This window comes from Microvirga sp. 3-52, from assembly GCF_018383585.1.
GTDB lineage: Bacteria > Pseudomonadota > Alphaproteobacteria > Rhizobiales > Beijerinckiaceae > Microvirga.
In genome coordinates this window covers 1-24868 of sequence record NZ_JAHAMK010000023.1, presented here as the reverse complement: position 1 = coordinate 24868, position 24868 = coordinate 1, and the positions used below count along the sequence as shown (strand labels likewise).

At 65.6% G+C, this 24868-nt stretch carries 20 protein-coding genes; 9 read left to right on the top strand and 11 right to left on the bottom strand.

The genetic code is table 11. The features are described from left to right. Nucleotides 1-5 precede the first annotated feature (5 nt). The gene (locus KHP60_RS16955; protein WP_213565509.1) at nt 6-671 is read right to left on the bottom strand and encodes a methionine ABC transporter permease; all 666 of its coding nucleotides are present in this window, start codon (nt 669-671) and stop codon (nt 6-8) included. Next, entirely contained in the window at nt 661-1755 is a 1095-nt protein-coding gene (locus KHP60_RS16950) for a methionine ABC transporter ATP-binding protein (protein WP_249688870.1), read from the bottom strand. The genes KHP60_RS16955 and KHP60_RS16950 overlap by 11 nt, the downstream gene beginning before the upstream one ends. A gap of 263 nt (nt 1756-2018) precedes the next feature. On the opposite strand from KHP60_RS16950, the gene KHP60_RS16945 reads away from it, so the two are divergent. Next, nucleotides 2019-4115, top strand: a complete 2097-nt coding sequence (locus tag KHP60_RS16945; RefSeq protein WP_213565508.1) for an ABC transporter ATP-binding protein/permease — start codon at nt 2019-2021, stop codon at nt 4113-4115. Nucleotides 4116-4390: 275 nt separating this feature from the next. On the opposite strand, the gene KHP60_RS16940 is transcribed toward KHP60_RS16945, so the two are convergent. From KHP60_RS16940 to KHP60_RS16910, 7 genes are all read right to left on the bottom strand, one after another. Continuing rightward, a complete protein-coding gene (locus KHP60_RS16940; RefSeq protein ID WP_213565507.1) occupies nt 4391-4870 on the bottom strand; it encodes an META domain-containing protein in 480 nt (159 codons plus the stop codon). Between the two features lie 141 nt (nt 4871-5011). Next, nucleotides 5012-5986, bottom strand: a complete 975-nt coding sequence (gene hisG / locus KHP60_RS16935) for an ATP phosphoribosyltransferase (protein WP_213565506.1) — start codon at nt 5984-5986, stop codon at nt 5012-5014. Next, entirely contained in the window at nt 5986-7080 is a 1095-nt protein-coding gene (locus tag KHP60_RS16930) for an ATP phosphoribosyltransferase regulatory subunit (RefSeq protein WP_213565505.1), read from the bottom strand. The genes hisG and KHP60_RS16930 overlap by 1 nt, the downstream gene beginning before the upstream one ends. A 260-nt stretch (nt 7081-7340) precedes the next feature. Next, on the bottom strand, nt 7341-7805 hold the full coding sequence (locus tag KHP60_RS16925) for a hypothetical protein (protein ID WP_213565504.1): 465 nt from the start codon (nt 7803-7805) through the stop codon (nt 7341-7343). A gap of 70 nt (nt 7806-7875) precedes the next feature. Continuing rightward, complete coding sequence (gene hisS / locus KHP60_RS16920; RefSeq protein WP_213565503.1) at nt 7876-9360, bottom strand: histidine--tRNA ligase; 1485 nt, start codon at nt 9358-9360, stop codon at nt 7876-7878. A gap of 560 nt (nt 9361-9920) precedes the next feature. Continuing rightward, entirely contained in the window at nt 9921-11270 is a 1350-nt protein-coding gene (locus tag KHP60_RS16915; RefSeq protein WP_409366292.1) for an aspartate aminotransferase family protein, read from the bottom strand. A 252-nt stretch (nt 11271-11522) separates the two neighbouring features. Beyond that, nucleotides 11523-11744 (bottom strand): heavy-metal-associated domain-containing protein, encoded by a 222-nt coding sequence (locus tag KHP60_RS16910; protein WP_213565501.1) that lies wholly within the window; start codon nt 11742-11744, stop codon nt 11523-11525. 228 nt (nt 11745-11972) lie between these two features. Here KHP60_RS16910 and KHP60_RS16905 point away from each other — a divergent pair, with 228 nt between their 5' ends. The 3 genes from KHP60_RS16905 to KHP60_RS16895 all read left to right on the top strand — a co-directional run bounded on the left by KHP60_RS16905 (nt 11973) and on the right by KHP60_RS16895 (nt 15424). Continuing rightward, entirely contained in the window at nt 11973-13190 is a 1218-nt protein-coding gene (locus KHP60_RS16905; RefSeq protein ID WP_213565500.1) for an EAL domain-containing protein, read from the top strand. Nucleotides 13191-13356: 166 nt separating this feature from the next. Continuing rightward, on the top strand, nt 13357-14232 hold the full coding sequence (locus tag KHP60_RS16900; protein WP_213565499.1) for a TIGR01459 family HAD-type hydrolase: 876 nt from the start codon (nt 13357-13359) through the stop codon (nt 14230-14232). A 247-nt stretch (nt 14233-14479) separates the two neighbouring features. Then, nucleotides 14480-15424 carry a bifunctional riboflavin kinase/FAD synthetase gene (locus KHP60_RS16895; protein WP_213565498.1) on the top strand — a complete coding sequence of 315 codons (945 nt, stop codon included), beginning with the start codon at nt 14480-14482 and terminating at the stop codon, nt 15422-15424. A gap of 155 nt (nt 15425-15579) precedes the next feature. Here the strand turns inward: KHP60_RS16895 and KHP60_RS16890 are convergent, their stop codons facing one another. Both KHP60_RS16890 and msrB read right to left on the bottom strand, forming a co-directional pair. Further along, nucleotides 15580-16749 carry a DUF3095 domain-containing protein gene (locus KHP60_RS16890; protein WP_213565497.1) on the bottom strand — a complete coding sequence of 390 codons (1170 nt, stop codon included), beginning with the start codon at nt 16747-16749 and terminating at the stop codon, nt 15580-15582. A 6-nt stretch (nt 16750-16755) separates the two neighbouring features. Further along, entirely contained in the window at nt 16756-17259 is a 504-nt protein-coding gene (gene msrB, locus KHP60_RS16885) for a peptide-methionine (R)-S-oxide reductase MsrB (protein ID WP_249688868.1), read from the bottom strand. A 294-nt stretch (nt 17260-17553) separates the two neighbouring features. Here msrB and ileS point away from each other — a divergent pair, with 294 nt between their 5' ends. The 5 genes from ileS to KHP60_RS16860 all read left to right on the top strand — a co-directional run bounded on the left by ileS (nt 17554) and on the right by KHP60_RS16860 (nt 24693). Further along, the gene (ileS, locus tag KHP60_RS16880) at nt 17554-20502 is read left to right on the top strand and encodes an isoleucine--tRNA ligase (RefSeq protein WP_213565496.1); all 2949 of its coding nucleotides are present in this window, start codon (nt 17554-17556) and stop codon (nt 20500-20502) included. A 134-nt stretch (nt 20503-20636) separates the two neighbouring features. Next, nucleotides 20637-21119: a signal peptidase II gene (gene lspA, locus KHP60_RS16875; RefSeq protein ID WP_249688874.1), complete on the top strand. Its 483-nt coding sequence runs from the start codon at nt 20637-20639 to the stop codon at nt 21117-21119. An 87-nt stretch (nt 21120-21206) separates the two neighbouring features. After that, a complete protein-coding gene (locus KHP60_RS16870) occupies nt 21207-21842 on the top strand; it encodes a hypothetical protein (protein WP_213565495.1) in 636 nt (211 codons plus the stop codon). A gap of 215 nt (nt 21843-22057) precedes the next feature. After that, entirely contained in the window at nt 22058-23389 is a 1332-nt protein-coding gene (locus KHP60_RS16865; RefSeq protein ID WP_213565494.1) for a pitrilysin family protein, read from the top strand. Between the two features lie 26 nt (nt 23390-23415). Next, nucleotides 23416-24693, top strand: coding sequence for a pitrilysin family protein (locus KHP60_RS16860; RefSeq protein ID WP_213565493.1), 1278 nt, complete (start codon nt 23416-23418; stop codon nt 24691-24693). The last annotated feature ends 175 nt before the right edge of the window (nt 24694-24868 follow it).

Here is a 24868-nt window from a genome sequence, read left to right as displayed (position 1 = left end):
GAAGGTCAGGCGTGACGGATGCGCTTGTTGAGGTTGCGCGCGAGGCGATCGCCGATGCTCTGCACGGCCTGAACGAGGACGATGAGCACGACCACGACGGCGAGCATCATTTCGGGCATGAAGCGCTGGTAGCCGTAGCGGATGCCGAGATCGCCGAGGCCGCCGCCGCCGACGGCGCCCACCATGGCCGAGAAGCCGAGGAGCGACACGACCGCGAGCGTGAGGCCGAGCACGATGCCGGGCAGGGCCTCGGGGATCAGCACCTTGCCGACGATCTGCAGCGGGCTCGCGCCGAAGGCGCGCGCGGCCTCGATCAGTCCCTGGTCGACCTCGCGGATCGCGCCCTCGATGAGACGTGCGATGAAGGGTGTAGCGGCGATCGTCAGCGGCACGATGGCGGCATTGGTGCCGATGGAGGTGCCGGCGATCAGACGCGTGAAGGGAATGATCGCCACGACGAGAATGATGAACGGCGTCGAGCGCGTGGCGTTGACGATGACGCCGAGCACCCGATTGACCCAAGGCGCGGCGAAAAGCTCGCCCTTGCCGGATGTGGCGAGGAACACGCCGAGCGGCAGGCCGAACGCGGTGGCGATCAGCGCTGCAACCGCGACCATGTAGAGGGTTTCGCCGGTGGAACTGGCGATAAGGTTGATCATCTCAGGCGACATGGCCGAGGACCTCCGTGTCGAGACCGTGCTTGTTCAGGAAATCGAGTGTTGTGGCGAGGGACTGCTCCGGGACACCCACGACGAGGGTGCCGAAGGGACGGCCTGCGATTTCGTCCACCGAGCCCGACAGGATGTTGGTCTCGATGTTGAGATCGCGGGCAAGGCGCGCGAGGACCGGATCCGTTGCATGCGGACCGCGGAATCCGATCCGGATGACCGCCTGGCTGCCGGGAGCCGCCTCGGGCCGAAGCCTGCCCTGCACATAGGGCGGCAGCGCACGGCCCGATTCGTCGGCCAGGAAGGAGCGGGTCACTTCGTGCTGCGGGCGGGTGAAGACCTCGAAGACGTCGCCCTGCTCGACGATCCGGCCGCCCTCGATCACAGCAACCTCGCGGGCGATGTTACGGATCACCGCCATTTCGTGAGTGATGAGCAGGATGGTCAGGCCGAGCTCGTCGTTGATGCGGCCGAGCAGGTCGAGGATCGACCGGGTGGTTTCCGGGTCGAGGGCCGACGTCGCTTCGTCGGACAGGAGAACCTTGGGCTTGGTGGCGAGCGCTCGGGCGATGCCGACGCGCTGCTTCTGGCCGCCGGAGAGCTCGGACGGATAGCGATTGCGCTTGTCCGTGAGGCCGACGAGGGCGAGGAGCTCCTCGACGCGGGTCTTGATCTCGGCCTTGTCGTAGCCTGCGACCTCCAGCGGCAGGGCGATGTTCTGAGCCGCCGTGCGCGAGGAAAGCAGGTTGAAGTGCTGGAAGATCATGCCGATGGAGCGCCGGGCATGGCGGAGGGCGGCCTCCGGAAGGGCCGCGATATCGGCGCCGTCCACGATGACCTTGCCGGAGGTGGGCTTTTCGAGCCCGTTCACAAGACGGATCAGGGTCGATTTGCCGGCGCCGGAACGACCGATCACGCCGAGGATGGAGCCCTGGGGCACGGCGAGGTTGATTTCCTGCAGCGCCGTCACGGGCTGGCCGTCGCGGCCGGGGAAGGTCTTCGACACCTTTTCCAGGCGCACGATGGGCTCCGCCGGGATCAGGCGCTGGGCTGTCTGGCCGGCGAGATATCCAAGAGGGGCGTTCATGAGGTCGCCTTTTTCGAGTGACGTTGGGGATGTCGATGTGACACATGAAACATCCCGTTCTCTAAGTCAACCTTTTCGTTCTTTAAACAGGACAATCTGTTTTGCCGAACGTGAGTGCCCTCCAACGGTCTGTTGCTCTTCTCACAAGGCTGCTATCGCTTGTCCGGGAAGGTGGTTCCTCCTTTCTTTCGCCACAAGCACGATTGATCCGGCTTCTCCAGGTTTCTATGGAGCCGAGAACGGGATCTCGGCAGGAGATGTGTATGATCAAGGCGAGCATCGCGCTGGCACTCGTGGGTCTGGGCGTACTGGCAGCATCCCTGTCCGGGGCGGCTGCGGTTCCGTTCTACCTGCCCCTCTCGACCCTGGCCCTCGCCGGGATCGTGTTCGTCGCAAGGGACATCCCCAAGTTCCTGCGCATCTTCGTCGTGATGCTGTCGGCGACCCATCTCGTGCTCGTCGCGCTCATCCTCGGTGCCGTCGCAGGGGCGATCACGGGCGACTACACCGGATATGTTCCGCCGCCCACCGCTGCGCTTGGTGCCACGGCCTTCGGGGCCATCATCTACGGCCTGTCATATGTCCCGGTCGTCCGCACCATCTGCCGCATCACCGATCGCTATCTCGACTCCCAGGCCGACAGCGTCATCCGCATCCCCTTCATCGGGCTCGTGCGGGCTCGCGAGGGCACCATCGGCACCTGGATGATCGGGATCCTCATCGCGATCAACCTCGCTCAGGTCGCGCTCAACGTTCGCCTCAGCTTCTTTTCGCGCGACATGTTCAATGCGCTCGAGGCCAAGGATGCCGCGGCCTTCTGGTATCAGCTCTTCGTCATCTTCACGCCTCTGGCGGGCGTGTTCGTCGCCATCGCACTGACCGAGGTGCTGCTGCAGAACGTGCTTACCATCCGCTGGCGCGCCTTTCTCAACACCTATTACGTGCGCGAGTGGCTCGGCGACGGGACGCATTATCGGATGCAGATCATCGGCCGGGGCGCGGACAACCCGGACCAGCGCATCTCGGAAGACCTGCGCAAGTTCGTCGAGAGTACCTATTCCCTGTCCGTCGGCCTGATGAATCAGGCCGCCACCCTGGTCTCCTTCGTGGCCATCCTCTGGACCATCTCGGCCGGGTTCACGTTTCCGGGAACGAGTGTCGAGATCCCCGGCCTGCTAGTGTGGGTCTGCGCGGCATACGCCATTCTCGGCACGTGGGTGACGCACCTCATCGGCCGACCGCTGATCGCCCTGAACTTCGAGCAGGAGCGGGTGGAGGCGAACTACCGCTTCTCTCTGGCGCGCCTGCGCGAATACACGGAGCAGGTCGCGCTACTTTCGGGCGAGTCGGCGGAGCGGGAAGGCCTCGGGCGGCGGTTCGGTCAGATCGTCGACAACTACATGCGGATCGTGTTCCGCCTCATCAAGCTCAACACCTTCACCTCTGCCTACTTCCAGGCCAACGTGGTGGTGCCTTACATCCTGACGGCGCCCTACTACTTCATCGGCAAGATCTCTCTGGGCCAGATGCAGCAGGTGGTCGGCGCGTTCTCGCGGGTGGAGTCGGCTCTTACCTATTTCATCACCATCTATACGACGCTTGCCGACTATAAGGCCGTGCTCGACCGTCTCACCACGTTCGAGGGCGCCATTGCATCGGCGCAGCGCGTCGGTGGCGAGAGCAAGCTCGTGATCACGGAGAAGGCCGGTCGGGAGCTGCGCCTGGAGGATCTGGACGTGCGGCTCCCCGACGGCAGCGCCCTGCTGCACACGGACGAGCTTGCCTTCCGTCCGGGCGAGCGCACCCTGATGACCGGTCCATCCGGCTCGGGCAAATCGACCCTCTTCCGCGCCATTGCCGGCATCTGGCCCTTTGGCCAGGGACAGATCCAGGTGCCGGAGGGGCAAAGCATGATGCTCCTTCCGCAGCGCCCCTATATTCCCATCGGAACCCTGCGCGACGCCGTGACCTATCCGGGCAAGATCGATGCCTACACGGCTGCCGAGATGGCGGAAGCCCTGCGCACTGCCAAGCTACCGCAGATCGCGGACAGGCTCGACGAGGAGCGAAACTGGGGACAGACCCTGTCGCTCGGCGAACAGCAGCGCTTGGCCGTCGCCCGCGCGCTCCTCGCCAAGCCCGACTGGCTGTTCCTGGACGAGGCGACGGCTGCCCTCGACGAGCCCACGGAACAGGACATCTACCGCATCATCAGGGAGAAGCTGCCGAACACGACGGTCGTCTCCATCGGTCACCGCTCGACGCTTGCCGCGTATCACGATCGGCGCATCGACATGAAGAAGACCGAAAGCGGCCTCTCGACCCCCGTCGACCTGCGCCAGGCCGAGCCTGCGGAGTAGTTCAACACTCCCTGCGACGTCATCACCGGCCTTGTGCCGGTGATCCCACTTCTGTAGGGCGCAACGCCTTTCCAATCGTCATGGCCGGAACAAGCCCGGCCATGACGATGAGGGTGTCATTCCCGGCAAACGTAGCGAAGGAAGAGTCTCTGCTCATAAGAGCTGCGGCTATTGATTTCCTTCCCCTCCGCGACGTGCTGGGCGGGAGCGACATCGAGAGAAAACGGAAAGGCCGGCGTCACGCCGGCCTTTTCATTCAAACTCAGCAGGAAAAGTCAGAGCGAGCGCTCCAGGATCAGCCGGCCGCCGTTCTGTGTCTGGATGATCAGGTTGCGGCCCTGGATGTCCCACTTGCCCGAGGAGCGGAGCGCCACGAGAAAAGCCTGTTCGATGGCCATGGTGGTCTTGTCGCAGCTCTTCTTCGTCAGGGCGAAGGGGCCGACGGCCAAGCCTTGCTCGCGCAGGGGATAGGCTGCCGTCGCATAGGTGTTGCACCCGCTGAAGCCCGTGGCGCGGAGCTGATCGTCGAGCTTGAAGCTCGGGCGGTCGCCGCTGAAAGGCTTGCCGTTCAGGCTGACGGCCACCCAGGAGGAGTTGAGCGGGAAGATCTTGCCTCCCTCACCCGGTTGCGGGACCTTGTTGTCCACCTGGCGGGTCGGGCCGACCGGCCGGCCGAGCGTCGCGGCCGTCTGGGCGTGAGCCACGGAGACGATGGCGAGGGCCGCCAGAAATGTCGCAAGTCGAAGGGCGTTCATCGGAACCTCTTCATCGAAAAAACGCAGGGACCATAAGGGGCCTTGAGCATTGAGGCAACGCCCAAGGTGATGTTGTCTTGTGTCTCACGTAATGGAACGCACGAAATCTGAAGTCTTCGTGAAAGAGACGGCAGGATCATGTCAGCCGATCCGTCGCAGGAGCCGCTCGGTGAGCGCGTTCGACGGCCGGAACAGATAGTCGAAGGCGCGGACCGTGATGTCCTGCGCACCGATGCCCTGCAGGGCCGCCACGATCTCGAACACCGTTGCCGCGCGGCAATGAAGCACGACCTCTCGGCCGAGGGCATTGCCGTAGGGGAGAGTTGCGCCATGGTCCTTCGCCAGCGCCACGAGCGCAGAGGCCCGGGCCGGATCGAGCGCCGCCCGCACCTCGCGGCTGGTGCGTGCCTCTTCCTCGGCGGCGATGCGCGTCAGCACGGCGGTCGCGGCATTGCGTGCCCTGTCTGACCAGGGCGCGCGGGCGGAGGCTACGAGGTTGGCCTCGGAACGCAGCATCACGCCGTCGTCGAGGATCTTCAGCGCATTGGCCGCAAGCGTCGCGCCCGTCGTGGTGATGTCGACGATGAGCTCCGCCGAGCCCGCCCCCGGCGCGCCTTCGGTGGCGCCCAGGCTCTCGACGATCCGGTAATCCGCCACGCTCTTCTCGGCAAAGAACCGGCGGGTGAGGTTCACGTATTTGGTCGCGACCCGCATCTTGGTGCCGTGACGGGCGCGAAGGTCGGCCGCCACCTCGTCGAGATCGGCCATGGTGCGCACGTCGATCCAGGCCTGCGGCACGGCGACGACCACATTGGCATGGCCGAAGCCGAGCGGGGTCAGCATCTCCACCGCCTCGTCCGCATCCGCGATCTGCTCGCGGATCAGATCCTCGCCGGTGATGCCGAGATGGGCCGTGCCGCTGGCGAGCTGGCTCACGATCTCGGAGGCCGAGAGGAAGGCGACCTCCACGTCGGGTACGCCGGCGAGCGTACCGCGATAGTCGCGCGCGCCGCGGGACTGGGTGAAGACAAGGCCGGCACGGGCGAAGAACGCAGCTGCGTTCTCCTGCAGGCGCCCCTTGGAAGGAACGGCCAGAATGAGAGGGGAATCGGTCATCAGGGCCTCCCCACGATGCGGTCGAGCCAGAAGGAGCAGCCGACCGCCGGGATCGGAGCCTCGGCGCCGAGATGCTCGAGCAGGTGGTCATAGCGTCCGCCGCCCACGATGGGCTTGCCGTCGCTGCGGCGCGGGTCCTGCACCTCGAAGATGAAGCCCGTGTAGTAGTCGAGGTTGCGGGCGAAGGTGGCGGCAAAGGAGAAGGCGCCCACATCGAGCCCGCGCGCTGCCATGAAGCCGGTGCGCTCCTCGAAGGTGGCGAGTGCCCCGTTTAGGTCGAGCCCCGCATCCTTGGCGAGGATCCTGACTGCATGAGCCGCCTGGTCCGGGTCGCCCGCGATGATGAGATAGCGCTCCAGCACCTGCCGCGCTTCATCGGGCAGGCCGGTGCGGTTCGCGGCGCGGGCTAGGAAGCGCTCGGCGATCTCGCCTGCGCTGCGTCCCCCGACGCGCGCAATGCCGGCAATCGAAAGAATGTCCTCCACGAAGGCCTTGGCGGCCTGAGGGGCTTGGCCCTCGATGGCGGCGAGCAGGCCGGCATGCTCTTGGGCACCCGGCCCATCGGGCTCGGCAAGACTCGCGAGACCCTGTCCCGACACGATGGCCCGGATCACGCGCCGCTTGGCGGCGGGCGCGATCCCCAGGGCATCGATCAGGGCATGGAGAAGGCCCATGTCGCCCAGCTTCACGATGGGGGCGGGGCCGCCGATCTGCTTGAGGCCGTCCAGGGCGACGGCGAGGATCTCCGCGTCGACGGCCGAGACATCCGTCCGGCCGATGGATTCGAGGCCTGCCTGCAGGAACTCGCCGTTCTCGCCTGCGCGCATCCGGAAGACGGGTCCGCCATAGGAATAGCCGGAGGGCTGGGCGCCATGTCGGGAGAGGTGCTGGAGGCAGACGGGAATCGTGTATTCGGGCCTGAGGCACAGCTCCGCCCCCGAGGCGTCCTGCGTCACGAACATGCGGCGCCGGATATCCTCGCCCGAGAGGTCGATGAAAACGTCCGCCGGCTGAAGCACCGGCGGCTCGATCCGCGCAAAGCCCTCACGCTCGAACAGCGCAATCAGCGCAACAATGGCATCCGTCTCCGTCACTGGCCCTGCCCAATCCTTGTGTTGGCATGCTCTCTAGCAATGCCCGGCCAGGAAGGCGATTGTTTTTGACGGGAAGGGTGAATGGGCGCGGGAAAGTGCGTGGTTCCGGGGCTGCGAAGCAGAACCGGGAACGCATGAGCATCTGATTGGAGGAAGATCGGTAGAGTAACCGCTACGTCAATCTGTATGCCGGCAGCGATTATGGGTCCCGGGTTCGCGCCAGAGGCGCGCCCCCGAATGACGGCGTGGCAATGAGAAACTCAGGGCTTCTCGGCCGTTTCGCTCTTCGCGCTCTTGGCCCTGGTCGTCTTCCGCTTGGTGTGGTCGCTGGAGCGTTGGACGTACTTGACCTTCTTGGGCTCCGACTTGGCGCCGCCCTCGGCCTCCCCTTCGCCCAGGAGGCTGGGGGGCAGGAAGTGACGGGCGGCTTCCGTCACGACGCCGGCCACCGCGCCCGCGGCCGTCTGGGTCAGGTCGGCACCCTGTGCGCCCGTATTGGCCACGGCGGCGCCGGCCTTCTTGGCCGTGCGGGTCTTGGTCAGGGCGGCAGCGGCGGCGCCGGCGGCGGCGATCAGGGCATCCGCGAGGATCTCACGGCCGAGGTCCGTGTTGATCAGGTCCATGAGGCCGGACTTCTTCGCCGATTTCGCCAGCTTCGTCCCGGAGCCCTTGCCCGAACCCTTCTTCGATTTTGCAGTGCTCTTCTTGTCCTTATCCTTCGGCATATTCATCTCCTGATGGTCAAGCTTGGGAGATAACCCCTATGAAACCATAGGGGTTCCCGAAAGGCCAAGCTTATCCGAAGTGGCGGCCCAGGACCTCGCGCACCGCCTTGACGAGATCCGCTTCAGAAACGGAAAACTGCGCCGGACGCGCAGCCTTCCACTCCTCGTTGGACGCGATGGCCTGGGCCGCCTTGGCGCCTTCGATCAGGTCCTTGATCTCGACCTCGCCGCGCTCGCGCTCGTTGGATCCCTGGATCACGACGCAGGGGCTCTGGCGCCGGTCGGCATATTTCATCTGCGCCTTCATGCCCGACGAGCCGAGATAGAGCTCGGCGCGGATGCCGGCCTGGCGCAGGGTGAAAACCATGCGCTGGTAGGCGGCGATCTGGTCTTTGTCCATGACGAGCACGACCACCGGACCGGGCTTCTCGGCCCCGGCGACGATGGGGCTTTTGACCATCTGCAGGGCCGAGAGAAGACGCGACACGCCGATGGAGAAGCCGGTGGCCGGAACCGGCTCGGAGCGGAAGCGGCCCACGAGGCCGTCATAGCGTCCGCCGCCGCCCACCGAGCCGAAGCGGACCGGGCGCCCGTCCTCGTCCTGGACCTGGAAGGTCAGCTCGGCCTCGTAGACGGGGCCGGTGTAATATTCGAGGCCTCGGACAACGGAGGGATCGATGGTGACGCGATCGTCGTAACCGGAGGAGGCCACGAGCGCTGCGATCTCCGCAAGCTCGTTCACGCCCTCAACGCCGCGGGCGGAGGAGCCGACCACCGTGCGCAGATTCTCGACCGTTGCCGCATTGTTCCCGCCCTTGGCGTCCGTGAAGGCGAGCACGCGCGCGATAGCATCGGGCTCGAGGCCTGCGCCCTTGGTGAAATCGCCGCTCTCGTCCTTGCGGCCCGCGCCGAGGAGCTGGCTTACGCCCTCGGGACCGAGGCGATCGAGCTTGTCGATGGCACGAAGAACCGTCAGGCGCTGATCGGCCCTGTCCTCGCCGCCGAGGCCGATGGCCTCCAGCACGCCGTCGAGAACCTTGCGGTTGTTGATCTTGATGATGAAGTCGCCGCGCTTGAGGCCGAGCCTCTCCATCGTGTCGGCGGCCATCATGCAGATTTCCGCATCCGCCGCGACGGAGGCTGCACCGACCGTATCGGCGTCGAACTGCATGAACTGGCGGAAGCGGCCCGGACCCGGCTTTTCGTTGCGGAACACCCAGCCGACCCGGTAGCTGCGATAGGGCTTCGGCAGGGCATCGAAGTTCTCGGCCACGTAACGGGCGAGCGGCGCGGTCAGGTCATAGCGCAGGGACAGCCACTGCTCGTCGTCGTCCTGGAACGAGAACACGCCCTCGTTGGGACGGTCCTGGTCGGGCAGGAACTTGCCCAGCGAGTCGGTGTACTCGACGAAGGGCGTCTCGACGCCCTCGAAGCCGTAAAGCTCATAGGAGTCGCGGATCGCCGCGAGCATGCGCTCTGTAGCGGCGAGGTCGGCGGGAATACGGTCGGCAAAGCCGCGCGGGGCGCGGGCCTTGATCTTGTCGGCCTTGGACATGGGTTTTTACAGCAGCCGTTGGATTGGAAAAACGTGCTGCGGTCCTACTCCCTGCGGCGGGGAGGGGCAAGAGAAGTTGCGATGTCCGCAACACCGCCCGCCATCCCGGACGAAGCGCAGCGAAGAACCGGGATCGGGTGCGAGTCCGGTGCCTGGACCTCCTCTGTCATTGCGCGCAGGCGGGAATCCAGAACCGCCGACAGTCCCGACGGTAGCACCGTCGCTGCTGGGACCCCGGCTTTCACCGGGACGACGGTGCCGGGCTGGTTTTCACGATCCCGATCGGCTGGCGCCGTCCGGCTCTGGCATTCTCAGCTCTCGCACCCTCCTTCGTCATCACCGGGCTTGACCTGGTGATCCCGATAAAGAGAAGCGCCGCGCCTCACCGCATCGGGATGGCCGGGACAAGCCCGGCCATGACGGGGGAGGATGTGACCCAGGACCGTGCCATGCCGTGAGCACGCACAGGGAACGAGCACCCGTAGCCCGGGGCCGGATCCCGTCCCGATGCGGCGGATCCCCGTCCCGGTCGATATCCGACCGGGAACGACAAGGGGTCGCTACGCCACCGCCCTGATCACCTTGGTGAGCTTCTCGACGATCTCGCCGATCTGCTCCTCGGTGATGATGAGCGGCGGGGAGAGGGCGATGGTGTCGCCGGTGACGCGCATCATCAGGCCGAAGTCGGCGAAGGCCCGGTCCATGGCCTCGTAGGCGCGCTTGCCCACGCCGTCGGGGCGCGAGGCGAGGTCGATGGCGCCCACGATCCCGATGGTGCGTATGTCGAGCACGTTCGGCAGGTCCTTCAGCGAATGAATCGCGTCGGCCCAGACCGGCTCCAGGGCTTTGGCCCGCTCGAACAGCTTCTCGTCGCGGTAGATGTCCTGGGTGGCGAGCGCCGCCGCGCAGGCGAGCGGGTGGCCGGAATAGGTATAGCCGTGGAACAGCTCGATCATGTGCTCGGGGCCGTTCATGAAGGCTTCGTAGAGGCCCTCGCGCACCAGCACGCCGCCCATGGGCACGGTGCCGGAATTCACGCCCTTGGCGAAGGTGATCATGTCGGGCACGACGCCGTAGCGCTCGGCGGCAAACGCCGTGCCGAGGCGGCCGAAGCCCGAGATCACCTCGTCGAAGATGAGCAGGATGCCGTGCTTGTCGCAGATCTCGCGCAGGCGCTTGAGATAGCCTTTCGGCGGCGGCAGCACGCCCGTGGAGCCCGCCATCGGCTCGACGATCACGGCCGCGATGGTCGAGGCGTCGTGGAGCGCCACGATGCGCTCCAGCTCGTCGGCGAGGTGCGTGCCCCATTCCGGCTCGCCGCGGGAGAAGGCCTGCTCGGCCCGGTTATAGGTGTGGGGCAGGTGATCGACGCCCGCCAGCAGGGAGCCGAAGAACTGGCGGTTCTTGACGATGCCGCCCACGGAGATGCCGCCGAAGCCGACACCGTGATAGCCGCGCTCGCGGCCGATGAGGCGCGTCCTGCTGCCCTGACCCTTTACGTTCCAATAGGCGAGAGCGACCTTGAGCGCCGTATCCACCGCCTCGGAGCCCGAGTTGCAGAAGAAGACGTGGTTCAGGTCGCCGGGCGCGAGCTGGGCCAGGCGTGAGGCGAGGGCGAAGCCGCCCGCATGGCCGAACTGGAAGGCCGGCGAATAGTCGAGTTCCTGCGCCTGGGCCTGGATGGCGGCCGTGATCTCGTCCCGGTTATGGCCGGCATTGCAGCACCAGAGGCCGGCAGCGCCGTCGATCACCTCCCGGCCATCCGGGGTGTAGTAGTACATGCCCTTGGCGCGGGCGATCATCCGGGGGCGCTGCTTGAAGGAACGGTTGGCCGTGAACGGCAGCCACCAGGCATCCAGGTCGTTGGGTGCAATGAGGTCGTTGGCGGCTCTGGAGGTCTGTGCGGTCATCATGGTCCCCGAAAGTGGCTGGCGGACGGAAACCTAAAGCATCGGACCCAAAAGTGGAAACCACTTTTGGGTCCGATGGGATGCTCAATCCCTTGAGTATCTCATCGTTCGGTGCGGCAAACCGGGATCACTTTTCAGTGGCGTGGCCCTGCGGGTCGCTGACGCGACCTCCGGGTTCGCACGATGCGCCCCGTTTCCAAGTGCAGCAAAAAGAACTTTCGGCAAAGCCATGAGCCGGGCGCAACCCTCGTCTCAGCCCGTCATGGCGTGCGCTTCATAGCCGGCGGCGTCCAGGGCGCTCGCCACCTCGACGCTCTGCGCCGTGGTCACGACATGCACGCGGCCATGCTCGAGATCGACCTCGACCCTGGCGCTGGGATCGAGACGCTGGATCGCCTTGGTGACTGACGTGACGCAACCCTGGCAGCTCATGCCATCGACTTGCATCAGCAGATCCTTGCGGGGTTCCTCCATCTGAAAGGTCCTTTCCGTTGCATCGGTCCGTCCGCCGACACCATGGGCGGGCAACGCGGCGCTGCGTAAAAATGTCCATTGCGGGAATACGAAACTTGCCCGGCGAATCGCCCTGATTCATTGTCGGTTAACAACTGATTCGCGCAAATCTGCCGAGCCAGGGGAGCGGGGGCACCCATGGTGACGAACAAGAAAAATAGATCAGTCCTGAGGGACAGGAAGGCGGCGATGCTCGCCTTCACGCCGGCCGTTCTGACAGCTGCCGCTTCGGCCTATGCGCCGATGGAGGCGAGTCACGTCCTGCCGGTTTTCGGTTTCCTGATCCTGGCCGTCTTCTTCGGTTTCGTCGTCCTGTGGTGGCAGGCCGAAACGGAGCGGCAGGGGCTGGCCATGCAGCTTGCGGGCCTTGAGCAGGAAGAGCGGGTTTCGAATGCTCCGCTGGTTCTGCGCCGGCCGATGCCCGCAGGCAGCCCGGGGGCCGTTCTGCGCGAGCTGGCGATGACCGCCGGCGTGCAGGAAGCCAGCGTGGCGATGAGCCCCGTGCCGCCGGCGCAGGTGCAGGCCGCGCGCTTCCCCGAGCCGGCCCTGCTGCCGTCCATGCGCAGGCCCTCTGCCGAGGAGTTCAGCCGCATGAGACTCGTGGCCCAGGCCTTCGAGGCCGACCGGATCGAGATGCACCTGCAGCCCGTGGTTTCGCTGCCGCACGGCAAGATCCGCTTCTACGAGGCGCTGGCCCGGTTGCGCCTGACGGACGGAACGCTGTTGGGTCCGGTTGAATTCCTCCCTCTCCTCGAAGCTTCCGGCCGCGCGTCGGATTTCGACCGGCGGGTCCTGATCCGCTCCATGGCCATCGCCCGCCATCTCGTCGCCCGCGGCAGCGAGGCCATCGTGGGCGTCAATCTCACCGCCCATTCCATCGCCGAGTCCGGCTTTCTATGGTCGCTGGCCGGGGTGCTCGACACCAGCCCGGACCTTCTGGGCAAGATCGTCCTGGAAATGCCCCAGCACAGCTGGCGCCACCTCGACGCGGATCTCAGGGCGGCGCTCGCCGTGTTGCGCGAACGCGGCGTGCCGTTCTCCCTCGATCGCGCCGTCGATCTCCGGTTCGATCCCGAGGCGCTGGCGGATCTCGGCATCCGGTTCATGAAACTGCCGGCCGATCTCATGATCGAGGCGGCCGAGCAGGCGGATGGCCGCTATGCCGGGCCGGAGCTCGACGTGCGCGATTTCGCCCCGTCCCTGCGCCGCCAGGGCATCCGGCTCATTGCCGAGCGGGTGGAGGACGATGAAATGGTGCCTGTGCTCTGCGATCTCGGCGTGCCGCTGGCGCAGGGCTTCGCTTTCGCGGGACCTCGCCCGGTCAAGCCGGAGGTTGCCGGTGAGCAGACGGCTCCGCAGCCCCTCGGCCTGGAGGATGCGCCGACCCTCCTGCGCCGCGCCGGTTGACGTGGAGCGCGCAGGAGCCCGCCCGGTTTCACCAATCGAGCGTCGGATTGTTCCTCAAAGCGGGACGCACCTTTGAGGAACAATCCGATGCTCATCATCTTGACTTGCGCATCGTTTGGCGCGGAAAACCGGGCCGACTTTCCGCCCGATGCGCCAGTGAGACCCCATGACCGCCTTGTTCCGCCCTGTTCACGTCGAGGGCCTGAAGCCTCTCGCCGATCGCTACGACCTCGTCCTCTGTGATGTCTGGGGCGTGCTGCATAACGGCGTGAAGGCCTATGAGGCGGCAAGCGATGCGCTCACGCGCTTTCGCGCCAAAGGCGGACGGGTCGTCCTCGTCTCCAACGCGCCGCGTCCCGGCGCATCGGTCGGGACCCAGCTCGACGGGTTCGGCGTACCCCACACGGCCTATGACGCCATCGTTACCTCCGGCGACCTGACGCGGCTGGCCATCGAGGAGCGCATCGACAGGATCGTCCATCATATCGGGCCGCCCCGCGACATGCCGATCTACGACGGCCTCGACGTCCGCTTCGGCTCCATCGACGAGGCCGATTACGTGGTCTGCTCGGGATTCGACAACGACGAGGAGGAGACGGTCGAGGATTACCGGGCCCCGCTCGAGGCCATGCTCCGGCGCGGCCTGCTGATGGTCTGCGCCAATCCCGATCTCATCGTCGAACGCGGCAACCTGATCCTGCCCTGCGCGGGCACGATTGCGCTCGCCTACGAGGAGATGGGCGGCAAGGTCTTCTATGCCGGAAAGCCCCATGGCCCCGTTTACGACAGGGCTCTCGACGTCGCGGCCGCGTTGAGCGGCCGGACCATTCCGAAGGCGAGGGTGCTCGCCGTCGGCGATGCGATCCGCACCGACATCGCGGGCGCCGTGGGTTTCGGCATCGACTCGCTGATGGTCGCCCGCGGCATCCACGCGGAAGAACTCGGCCTGCACAACGGGGGCCTGGTATCGGATCACGTGCAGGACTGGGTGGACCGTCAGCCTGCCCGGCCCACAGCTTTTACGGAAGTGCTGTGCTGGTAGGACACGGCCGGAAACGAGCTTGTCATCACCGGCCTTGTGCCGGTGATCCCGATCGGAAGAGCGCGGCGCCTGTCAGCATCGGGATGGCCGGGTCAAGCCCGGCCATGACGTAAGAGGATGTTACAAACGTCCGAGAATAAACTCCGGTCGGATCCCCAGTGCTCCCTCCCTTGACCCGAGAGCCGCTTTTCGACAGGGTCGCGCCCGCACCGATATCCGCCCGATGACTTCCGAGGTTCCTCCGCTGATGCCCCCTACGTTCGCGATCTGCCGCGATGGCGAGCCCGTGCCCGGGAGCCTCAAGGGAGCCATGGCGGCCATCGGCAATTTCGACGGCGTGCATCGGGGGCACCAGCATCTCCTGAAGATGGTCCTGACCTCCGGAAAACCGGCGGCGGTCGTCACCTTCGAGCCGCATCCGCGTACCTTCTTCCAGCCCGACAGGCCGCTGTTCCGTCTGACGCCCGAGGCCGTGAAGCTCAAGATCTTCGCGCGTCTCGGCCTCGATGGCGTATTCCAGAGACGGTTCAGCGGAAGCCTCGCGGCGCTGACGGCGGTGGGCTTCGTGGATCTGCTGGCGCAGGAGCTGCAGCTCTCGGGGGTGGTGATCGGCCACGATTTTCATTTCGGTCGCGGACGTGAGGGCAATCCGGCACGCATGGCCGAGCTGTGTCGCGCGCGGGGGCTCGAATGCCTGATCGCGCCGGCCATCATCGAAGGAACGGAGCCCGTTTCCTCGAGCGCCATTCGCGCCGCTCTGGAGGCGGGCGACATCGCCACCGCCAACTGGCTCCTCGGCTATCGCTGGTTCGTCGAGGCCGAGGTGCGCCACGGCGACAAGCGCGGCCGGGAGCTCGGCTACCCCACGGCCAATATGCGCCTTCCCGACGATTGCCGCCTCCGGCACGGGATCTACGCGGTCAGGGCCTCGGTGGCGGGCCAGCCGATCGACGGCGTGGCCAGCTTCGGCCGCCGCCCTACCTTCGACAACGGCGCGCCTCTGCTCGAGGTGCATCTGTTCGATTTCACCGGCGATCTCTACGGACAGATTCTCGATGTGGAATTCATCGGCTGGATCCGCGGCGAGGAACGGTTCGACGGCATCGAGGCGCTGATCGCCCGGATGGACCGGGATTCCGTCGAGGCGAGGCGAATGCTGGCCGAGGACGACGCGGTGTCGATGATCGGGTGATCCTTCAGCTTCGTGCTGCGGGCTGACATTCATCCGGGATCGGCCCCGAAGCCCCCACGTCATGGCCGGCCTTGCGCCGGCCATGACGTAAATGACATGCCGTTCTGCATCCAAGCTTGGAATGGGCGCCTCAGCTCCGGGAGTGCCATGCAACCCTATGCTGCCGGCTTCAGCGCCCGCGCGGCCATGGCGTAGCCGCCCATGGCGCCGTCGACGAAATGGATGTGATCGCTGCGGGTGGCCGAGGGCACGAAACAGGTCATGAGGGCTGCCTCCTGCCGGTGCAGGCCGTAATGGGCGGTCCCCTTCTGCTGCGCCTCCATGAGCAGGGCTTCCAACCGGTCGGCGAGGGCAGGGGTGCAGTCGAGCGTCATGCGCAGGCCGTCGTCGAATTTGCGGAAGTCCGTGTTCTCGACGAGCTGGCGCCGATAGCGGGCCGGATCGAACCGGCCGACCGTCAGTCCGAACCGGAGGATCGCGAAGGAGATCAGGCGAAGTCCCGCCAGCTTTCCCAGGGTGACGAGGCCCGCCCCGTCCCTTGTGACGGTTTTCGCCTCGATGCCGAAACCCTTGAAGGGCGTGGTCAGGGCAGGTCCGTTCTCAGGGAGAGGGCGCCCGGCCTCCTGGCCGTCGACCAGGGAGAGAACCTGCCCGACGAGAGCGTTGAAGGCGTCCGTGCTCGCCATGGGATCGGGAAGAAGGATCAGGGAGAGAATGACGCCGCGCTGGGGCATGATCTCGTCGAAGCGGCAGGTCAGCCCGGTCAGGTCGGGCAGGGTGCCGGGTCGTGCGGGAGGAATGGTGAAGGCGCCGTCCTTCATCCGCTGTTCCGCATAGGCGAGGCCGCCGCCGGAGAACATGGCGTAGGAGACGTCGGGAGAGGCCGCGAAACGGGCGATCCGCACATCGTGGCCTCTGGCGCGGATCTCGGACACGGGAACGACGGCGATGCGCAGTTCGAAATCGAACGAATCGCGCACCCAGGCCGCGACGGCCGCAAGCGTTTCCCGCGCCAGATCGGCTTGCGAGGCGGGCAGGGCGAAGCTCGCCCCGTCCCCGCCGAACACGAAGGGAAACGCGCTCGTACCGAGCTTGTTGGAGACAGCCGCGATGACGGAGGCGGCCGCCGTGTTGACCTCCTTGTAGCGCCCGGCCCCGATGGCGGAGGTCGAGCGCACGATGTCGCTGAGGCCGAGCACCCAATCGTCCGGCACCGGCATGTAGAGCCCGGGATCGGTCAACTGGGAGAAATGACCGAAGACGGGCAGGCGGGCGTAGAAGTCCGCCTCAGCCCTGCCGCCCGTCTCATGCAGGCCGGCCGCCACGGGCCGTCAGCCCACCGCTTCGCCCTCCGGCGCCCCCCGGCCCAGCTCGTCCGGCAGCGGATCGCCTTCGGCCACGAAGCGCAAGGAGACCGAGTTCATGCAGTAGCGCTCGCCCGTGGGAGGCGGGCCGTCGTTGAACACGTGGCCGAGATGGCCCTCGCAGCGGGCGCAGCGGATCTCGGTGCGGACCATGCCGTAGCTAGTGTCGCGCACGAAGGCGACGTGCTCGCGGTCGATCGGGTCGAAGAAGCTCGGCCAGCCGGTGCCGGATTCGAACTTCGTGCCTGCATTGAACAGGGGCAGCCCGCAGAGGCGGCAGCAATAGGTGCCTTTCTCCTTGGCCTCGTTGAAGATGCCGCAGAACGGCCGTTCCGTTCCGTGCTCCAGAAGAACCCGGCGCTCCTCGTCGTCGAGATTGGCGACGAGCCTGCGGAATTCCTCCGGATTTGGGGCTGTCAGGTCGAAGCCCGCACGGGAGCGCTGTCCGGCTGTGGTGGTTGAGTCTGCCATGGGTCAAATCCTCCTGCCCGTCGCATCGCTCGGGAGACTATAAGGTTGGTTCCTGCCCTTAAATAGGGAGTCGGCCCGGCAATCACCACGCTTTATTATCCGGCCCGGCGCTGCTAAAAGGCTCGTCATGTCCATGGTTTCTCAGGCTCAGCCGGCGGCCCGCATAGGCGCTGCGCGAATTATCGGCCCGGCTTTCGCATGACCTGCGAAGGTCCGGGATCCTAGCCGTTCGACCCTGACAGAAGCCCGATGCGCCCGCCTGATTCACGGGCCACACAAGACCGATTGACCATTATGACCGATAAGCCTGAAAGCGCCGCCCGAGACTATTCCGAGACCCTGTTCCTGCCCCAGACCGAGTTCCCCATGCGGGCTGGCCTGCCGCAGCGCGAGCCGCAGCTCCTGCAGCGCTGGAACGAGAACAGGCTCTACGAGCGTCTGCGCGAGGTCCAGAAGGGCCGTCCGCGCTTCGTGCTCCACGACGGTCCTCCCTATGCGAACGGGAACATCCATATCGGCCATGCGCTCAACAAGATCCTGAAGGACATGGTGGTCCGCTCGCAGGGCATGCTGGGCTTCGATTCCAACTACGTCCCCGGCTGGGACTGCCACGGCCTGCCGATCGAGTGGAAGATCGAGGAGGAGTATCGTTCCAAGGGCAAGAACAAGGACGATGTGGACATCGTCGAGTTCCGCCGCGAGTGCCGGGCGTTCGCCGAGAAATGGATCGACGTACAGCGCGAGGAGTTCAAGCGCCTCGGCGTCGAGGGCGACTGGACGAACCCGTACCAGACCATGAGCTACGACGCGGAAGCGCAGATCGCCCGCGAGATCATGAAGTTCGCGGTGAGCGACCAGCTCTATCGCGGCTCCAAGCCGGTCATGTGGTCCTCCGTCGAGAAGACCGCGCTCGCCGAGGCCGAGGTCGAGTACCACGAGAAGACCTCGACCACGATCTGGGTGAAGTTCAAGATCACCAACACGCTGGACGGCGATCTCGACAATGCGTCCGTGGTCATCTGGACGACGACGCCGTGGACCATCCCGGCCAACCGCGCCATCGCCTATGGCGAAAACATCGCCTACGGCCTCTACGAGGTCACGGAAGCGGCCGAGGACAATTGGGCTAAGGTGGGCGACCGTCTCGTGATCGCCGACAAGCTTGCCGCCGACGTGTTCGCGGCGGCGCGCGTTGCCGAATACGAGCGCGTGAAGGACGTGCTGCCGGTGATGCTCGAGCGCTGCGCGCATCCGTTCCGCGGGCTCGAGGGCGCGCACGGCTATTGGGATTTCGGCGTGCCGGTCCTGCCGGCCGATTATGTGACCGACGATGCGGGCACGGGCTTCGTGCACACGGCTCCCGGCCACGGCGCGGACGACTACAACACGTATGTGAAGCACCGCGACGTGTTCGCCGCCTGCGGCACCAGGGAAGTGCCGCACACGGTCTCGCCGGACTCGTCCTACTTCCCCGACGTGCCGTTCTTCGCGGGCGAACGCATCTATGACGACAAGGGCAAGGATGCGGGCGCCAACGAAGCGGTGATCAGGAAGCTCGTCGAAGTCGGTGCGCTCATCGCGCGCGGGCGTCTCAAGCACCAGTACCCGCATTCGTGGCGCTCGAAGGGTCCGCTGATCTTCCGCAACACGCCGCAATGGTTCATCTCCATGGACAAGCCGCTCGACGACAAGGGCGACACCCTGCGTCAGCGCGCGCTCCATGGCATCAAGACCGTCGAGTGGGTGCCCGAGACGGGCGAGAACCGCATCAACGGCATGATCGAGAACCGGCCCGACTGGGTGGTCTCGCGTCAGCGCGCCTGGGGCGTGCCGATCGCCGTGTTCGTGAAGAAGGGCACCAACGAGATCCTCAAGGACGAACGCGTCAACAACGCCATCGCGGAAGCCTTCGAGAAAGAGGGCGCCGATGCATGGTACGCGGATGACGGTTCGCGTTTCCTGAAGGCGGGCGGCTACGACCTCGCCGACTTCGACAAGATCAACGACATCCTCGACGTGTGGTTCGATTCCGGCTGCACGCACGCCTTCGCGCTCGAAAAGCGCGAGGACCTGAAGGTGACGCGCAAGGTGGACGGCGGACCCGATCAGGTCATGTACCTGGAAGGCTCCGACCAGCATCGCGGCTGGTTCCACTCGTCGCTGCTCGAGAGCTGCGGCACGCGCGGCCGCGCGCCCTACGACATCGTTCTGACCCACGGCTTCGTCCTCGACGAGAAGGGCCAGAAGATGTCGAAGTCCCTCGGCAACGTGGTCGCGCCGCAGAAGGTGATCCAGGATTCCGGCGCCGACATCCTGCGCCTTTGGGTGGCGGCATCCGACTACTCGGACGATCTGCGCATCGGCCCAGAGATCCTGAAGACCTTCGTCGAGACCTATCGCAAGCTGCGCAACACGGTCCGGTGGATGCTGGGTTCGCTCGCGCATTTCCGCGAGGCCGACAGGGTTGCGGTGGGCGAGATGCCGGAGCTCGAGCGCTTTGTGCTGCATCGCCTCGCAGAGCTCGATGGCGAGATGCGCGAGGCCTACAGCACCTTCGACTACAAGCGGGTGATCGCGCTCCTCAACTCGTTCATGACCACGGATCTGTCGGCGTTCTATTTCGACATCCGCAAGGACGCGCTCTATTGCGATCCGATCTCGAGCACCGTTCGCAGGAGCGCGCTGACCGTGATCGACCAGACCTTCCGCTGCGTGGCGACCTGGATCGCGCCGATCCTGGCGTTCACGGCGGAGGAGGCCTGGCTCGCGCGCTATCCGCAGGCCGAGTCGGTGCACCTCGAAACCTTCCCGCACGTGCCGGCGGAATGGCGCGACGATGCGCTGGCCGAGCGCTGGGCGAAGATCCGTCGCGTGCGCCGCGCAGTCACCGGCGCGCTGGAGATCGAGCGTGCGCAGAAGCGCATCGGTGCGAGCCTCGAGGCGGCACCCGTCGTTCACATCGCCGACGAGAGCCTGTTCAAGGCCGTCCAGGGTCTCGACCTTGCCGAGATCTGCATCACGTCCGGTATCCGGGTGGCGCAGGGCGAGGGGCCGTCCGAGGCCTTCCGTCTCGAGGACGTGAAGGGTGTCGCCGTCGTGCCGGCGCTCGCTCAGGGACACAAGTGCGCCCGCTCCTGGAAGGTCACGCCCGATGTCGGCGCCGATCCCGATTACCCGGACGTGACGCCCCGCGATGCGGCGGCTTTGCGCGAGTGGGATCAGCTGAAGGCTGCGGCGGAATGAGCAAGTCCGAGGATCCCGGCATCCCGCTCACCGAGGGCGGAATGGCATCTCAACCCGGTTCGCCGCGTCCGCGCGCGGCGAGCAGGCCCCGTTCTTCGAAGGGGCGGGGCAGGGGCCGCGCGTCCCGGAAGGGCCTGTCCGTTGCCGCGTTCCTCGGCTTCTCGGCAGCCCTGATCACCCTCATCCTCGATCAGGCCACCAAGCTCTACAGCCTGTTCGTCTACGACCTGCCGGTGAAGGAGCCGGTCGAGTTCGCTCCCTTCATCAACCTGATCGTGGTCTGGAACCGGGGCATCTCCTACGGCCTGTTCCAGCAGAACTCGGAGATCGGCCGCTGGGGGCTGATCATCATTTCCATCCTGGCCGCCATCGGCCTGTCCTTCTGGATCCGCCGTACCACGGCCAAGCTGCTCGCCGTTTCCCTGGGCCTGATCGTGGGCGGAGCGATCGGCAACGTCATCGACCGGCTCGCCTACGGGGCCGTGTTCGATTTCATCCAGATCCATATCGGTTCATGGTCCTGGTACGTGTTCAACGTGGCGGATGCCGCCATCGTTGCGGGGGTGGTCGGTTTGCTTTATGACTCCTTCGTCCTGGAGGGGCGGCGGGCGAAATAATGATATTTTATGTCGTCGTCTGCCATATGTTCGCCAGAATGAGCGATCAGGCCTTCCGGCCACAATGAGAAACTGATGGTGGGTGCCATGAAGGGAATGAAAAACATCGGCCGGGCGGGGGCCTTGGCGCTTCTGATCGTCGCCACCGGCGCTTCGGCCGAGGAGGGCGAGGCCGTGAAAAGCATTCTCGGCGCCATCGGCATCATTCCCAAGGAAAAGGCGCCCATCACCTACAACGAGCGTGCCCCGCTCGTGCTGCCGCCCAAGATGGACCTGCCCCATCCGGCCGCCGGCGGTGCCGAAGCGCGCAACGGCAACTGGCCCAAAGATCCGGACGTGGCCGCTCGCCGGAAGGCTGCGGCCGAGGCTCGCACACCCTATACCAGCTCCGAGCTTTACAAGCACAGCGAGGGCAAGCCTCTCTCCATCGACGAGATGCGGGCCGGGCGCAATCCTAACAACGTCTCGACCGGCCCGCAGGGGCCCGTCGGCCGGCAGACCGATATCGCCCGCATGAGCCCCGACGAGCTGCGCGCCTTCGCGAAAGACGACAAGCCGCAGCTGCAGGGCGACGGCCTCGACCGCCGCTACCTGAGCGATCCTCCGGGCACACTGCTCAAGGCCCAAGGCGGCGGCAAGCTCAAGGCCTCTGCCGATCCGATCGTGTCGGGCGATCCCGACAGCCCTTCGGCCTATCTCCGCCAGCAGCAGAGCAGGCAGTAAGCATTGTCTCTCCCTTCTTTCTTCAGGCGAACGGGTTCACCCGCTTCGCCTGAAAACGTTATGGGATCCGTGAAAAGCCAAGTCTGTCCCAGCGACTCCAGACAAAGAGTGCCGCACAGGAAAGATCAGCGGCTTCGCTTGCATAGCCTCTCGATTTGACTATCCCGTAGGAACCATCCTGCGAAATGATTTGATGTCGCCAAGGTTGAAACATCATGGACACTGCCTCAAAGCCCCTTCTTCGCGCCGACGCCGCCTCTTTCGGGCGGACGGAAGGCAGTGGTCCGAACCTGTCTTCCTTCACGCTTGATAACGGCCTCGATGTCGTGGTCATTCCGGATCGCCGCGTTCCCGTCGTCACGCATATGATCTGGTATCGCAACGGCTCGGCGGATGATCCGCTTGGACAATCCGGTATTGCGCACTTCCTCGAGCACCTGATGTTCAAGGGCACCGAGAAGCATCCGGCCGGCGAGTTCTCGAAGGTGGTGTCCGGTCTCGGCGGACAGGAGAATGCGTTCACCTCGTTCGATTACACGGCCTACTTCCAGCGCGTCGCCCGCGAGAACCTCAAGACCATGATGGAGTTCGAGGCGGATCGCATGACGAACCTCCTTCTGGAGGAATCCGTCATCGCGCCTGAGCGCGACGTGGTGCTGGAAGAGCGCCGCATGCGCGTCGAGACCGACCCTTCGGCCCAGCTCTCGGAAGCGATGGCGGCTTCGCTCTTCGTGCACCATCCCTACGGCATTCCGATCATCGGCTGGATGCACGAGATCGAGACGCTCAACCGCGACCATGCGCTCGACTACTATCGCCGCTTCTACACGCCCGAGAACGGCATCCTGGTCGTTGCAGGCGATGTGGGCGAGGACGAGGTGCGCCGGCTGGCCGATGCCACCTATGGCCGCGTCGCACCGCAGGGCAAGCGTCCAGTGCGGTTGCGTCCGCGCGAGCCGGAGCCCGTGGCCGCGCGTCACCTCACCGTAGCCGATCCCAAGGTCGAGCAGCCGACCATGCAGCGGCTTTATCTCGTGCCCTCCTGCCGCACGGCATCGCAGCGCGACTGCTATTCGCTCGAGCTTCTCGCCGAAGTGATCGGCGGCGGCCCGACATCTTATCTCTACCGCAAGCTCGTGATGGAGCGCGGCATCGCGGTGAATGCCGGCGCCTGGTACATGTCCTCCGCCATGGAGGACACGCGTTTCTGCGTCTATGCGGTGCCGGCTGAAGGTGTGTCGCTGCAGGCGCTGGAAGAGGCCGTCGATCAGGTGCTCAGGACAATTCCCGCCGAGGCGCTGGATGCGGATTCCATCGAGCGCGCCAAGACGCGCCTTGTGGCGGAGACGATCTATTCCACCGACAGCCAATCCTCGCTCGCCCGCATCTACGGCTCGGCGCTCGCCATCGGCGAGACCATCGAGGAGGTGCGTCGCTGGCCGGTCGAGATCGAGACCGTTCTGAAGGACGATCTAGCCTCTGCGGCCGAGCGCTATCTCACCCCCCGCCGTTCCGTGACGGGTTATCTGCAGAAGTCGGCTTCCTGACCGCCTGCACAAGAACCGAGGTAACCATGACAGCGTCTGTCGAAACCATGTCCTCGTCTCCGACCACGGTGAAGGCCCTGACCTCAGCCAGCGGTGTCGAGGCGTGGCACGTCGAATCCGACGTAGTGCCGCTGATTGCCGTTTCCTTCATTTTCGAGGGCGGCTCGGCACACGATCCTGCGGACAAGCCCGGCGTGGCGCAGATGCTCGCGCGTCTGCTCGACGAAGGTGCGGGTGAATACGATTCCGATGCGTTCCAGGAACGGCTGGCGGCACGTGCCATCGAGTTGTCCTTCAACGCCGGCAACGATGCGCTCGGCGGCTCCCTGAAGACGCTGGTCAAGCATGCGGATGAAGCCTTCGAGCTGCTGCGCCTCGCGCTCGCCGAGCCGCGCTTCGATCAGGATTCCATCGAGCGCGTCCGCGCCCAGACCATCGCGGGACTCAAGTACCAGCAGAACGATCCCGGCGTCATGGCGACGCGCCGGTTCTTCGAGGAGGGCTTTGCCGGCCACCCCTATGGTCGTCCGACTTCCGGCACGCCCGAGAGCGTCGCGGCGATCACGCGGGACGATCTCGTGGCCATGCACAAGGCGATCATCGCCCGCGGGCGCGTGAAGGTCGCTGTCGTTGGCGCCATCAGTGGCGACAATCTCTCCGCTCTGCTCGACAAGGTGTTCGGCACCCTGGCCGAAGCCAAGGCGCTCAGCATCATCGAGCCCGCGTCCCTGCAGAAGCTGGGGTCGCGCATCGTGGTCGATCTCGACGTGCCGCAATCGGTCATCCGCTTCGGCATGAACGGCATTGCTTGGCGCGATCCGGGATTCATCCCGGCCTATGTGCTCAACCACATCCTGGGCGGCGGCGCGTTCACCTCGCGCCTGTTCCAGGAGGTGCGCGAGAAGCGCGGCCTCGCCTACAGCGTCGGCACCTCCCTCGTGAGCTACCGCTCGGCGAGCATGACCTGGGGCTACACCGCCACCAAGAACGAGCGCGTGGTCGAGGCCCTCGACGTCATCGCCGACGAGATGGCGAAACTGACGAGCGAAGGCCCGTCCGACGAGGAGCTGCAGAAGGCGAAGGATTACCTCATCGGCTCCTATGCGCTCGGCTTCGATACCTCGACCAAGATCGCCCATACCCTGGCGCAGATCGCCTTCGAGGGTCTCGGCATCGATTACATCGCCCGCCGCAACGGCCTGGTCGGGGCCGTGACACAGGCCGACATTCGCATGGCTGCCGAACGCATCTTCAGTGACGGAAAGATGCTTACGGTGATTGCGGGGCGGCCGACGGGGGGCTGACGCTGCCAACCCGAGCCAGCGAGCTTGTCCTAAGCTCGACTTTGGCCAATCAGGCTGCTCGGCAGAGTGCGTAGACCAGGCATTGCTGAAGTGCCCGCGAGGGTTTTGGTGTTTTGTTCCGATGTTGGGACGTGAGGAAACCCGTTTCACGCCAGATATCCCGCCGCACGGCGGC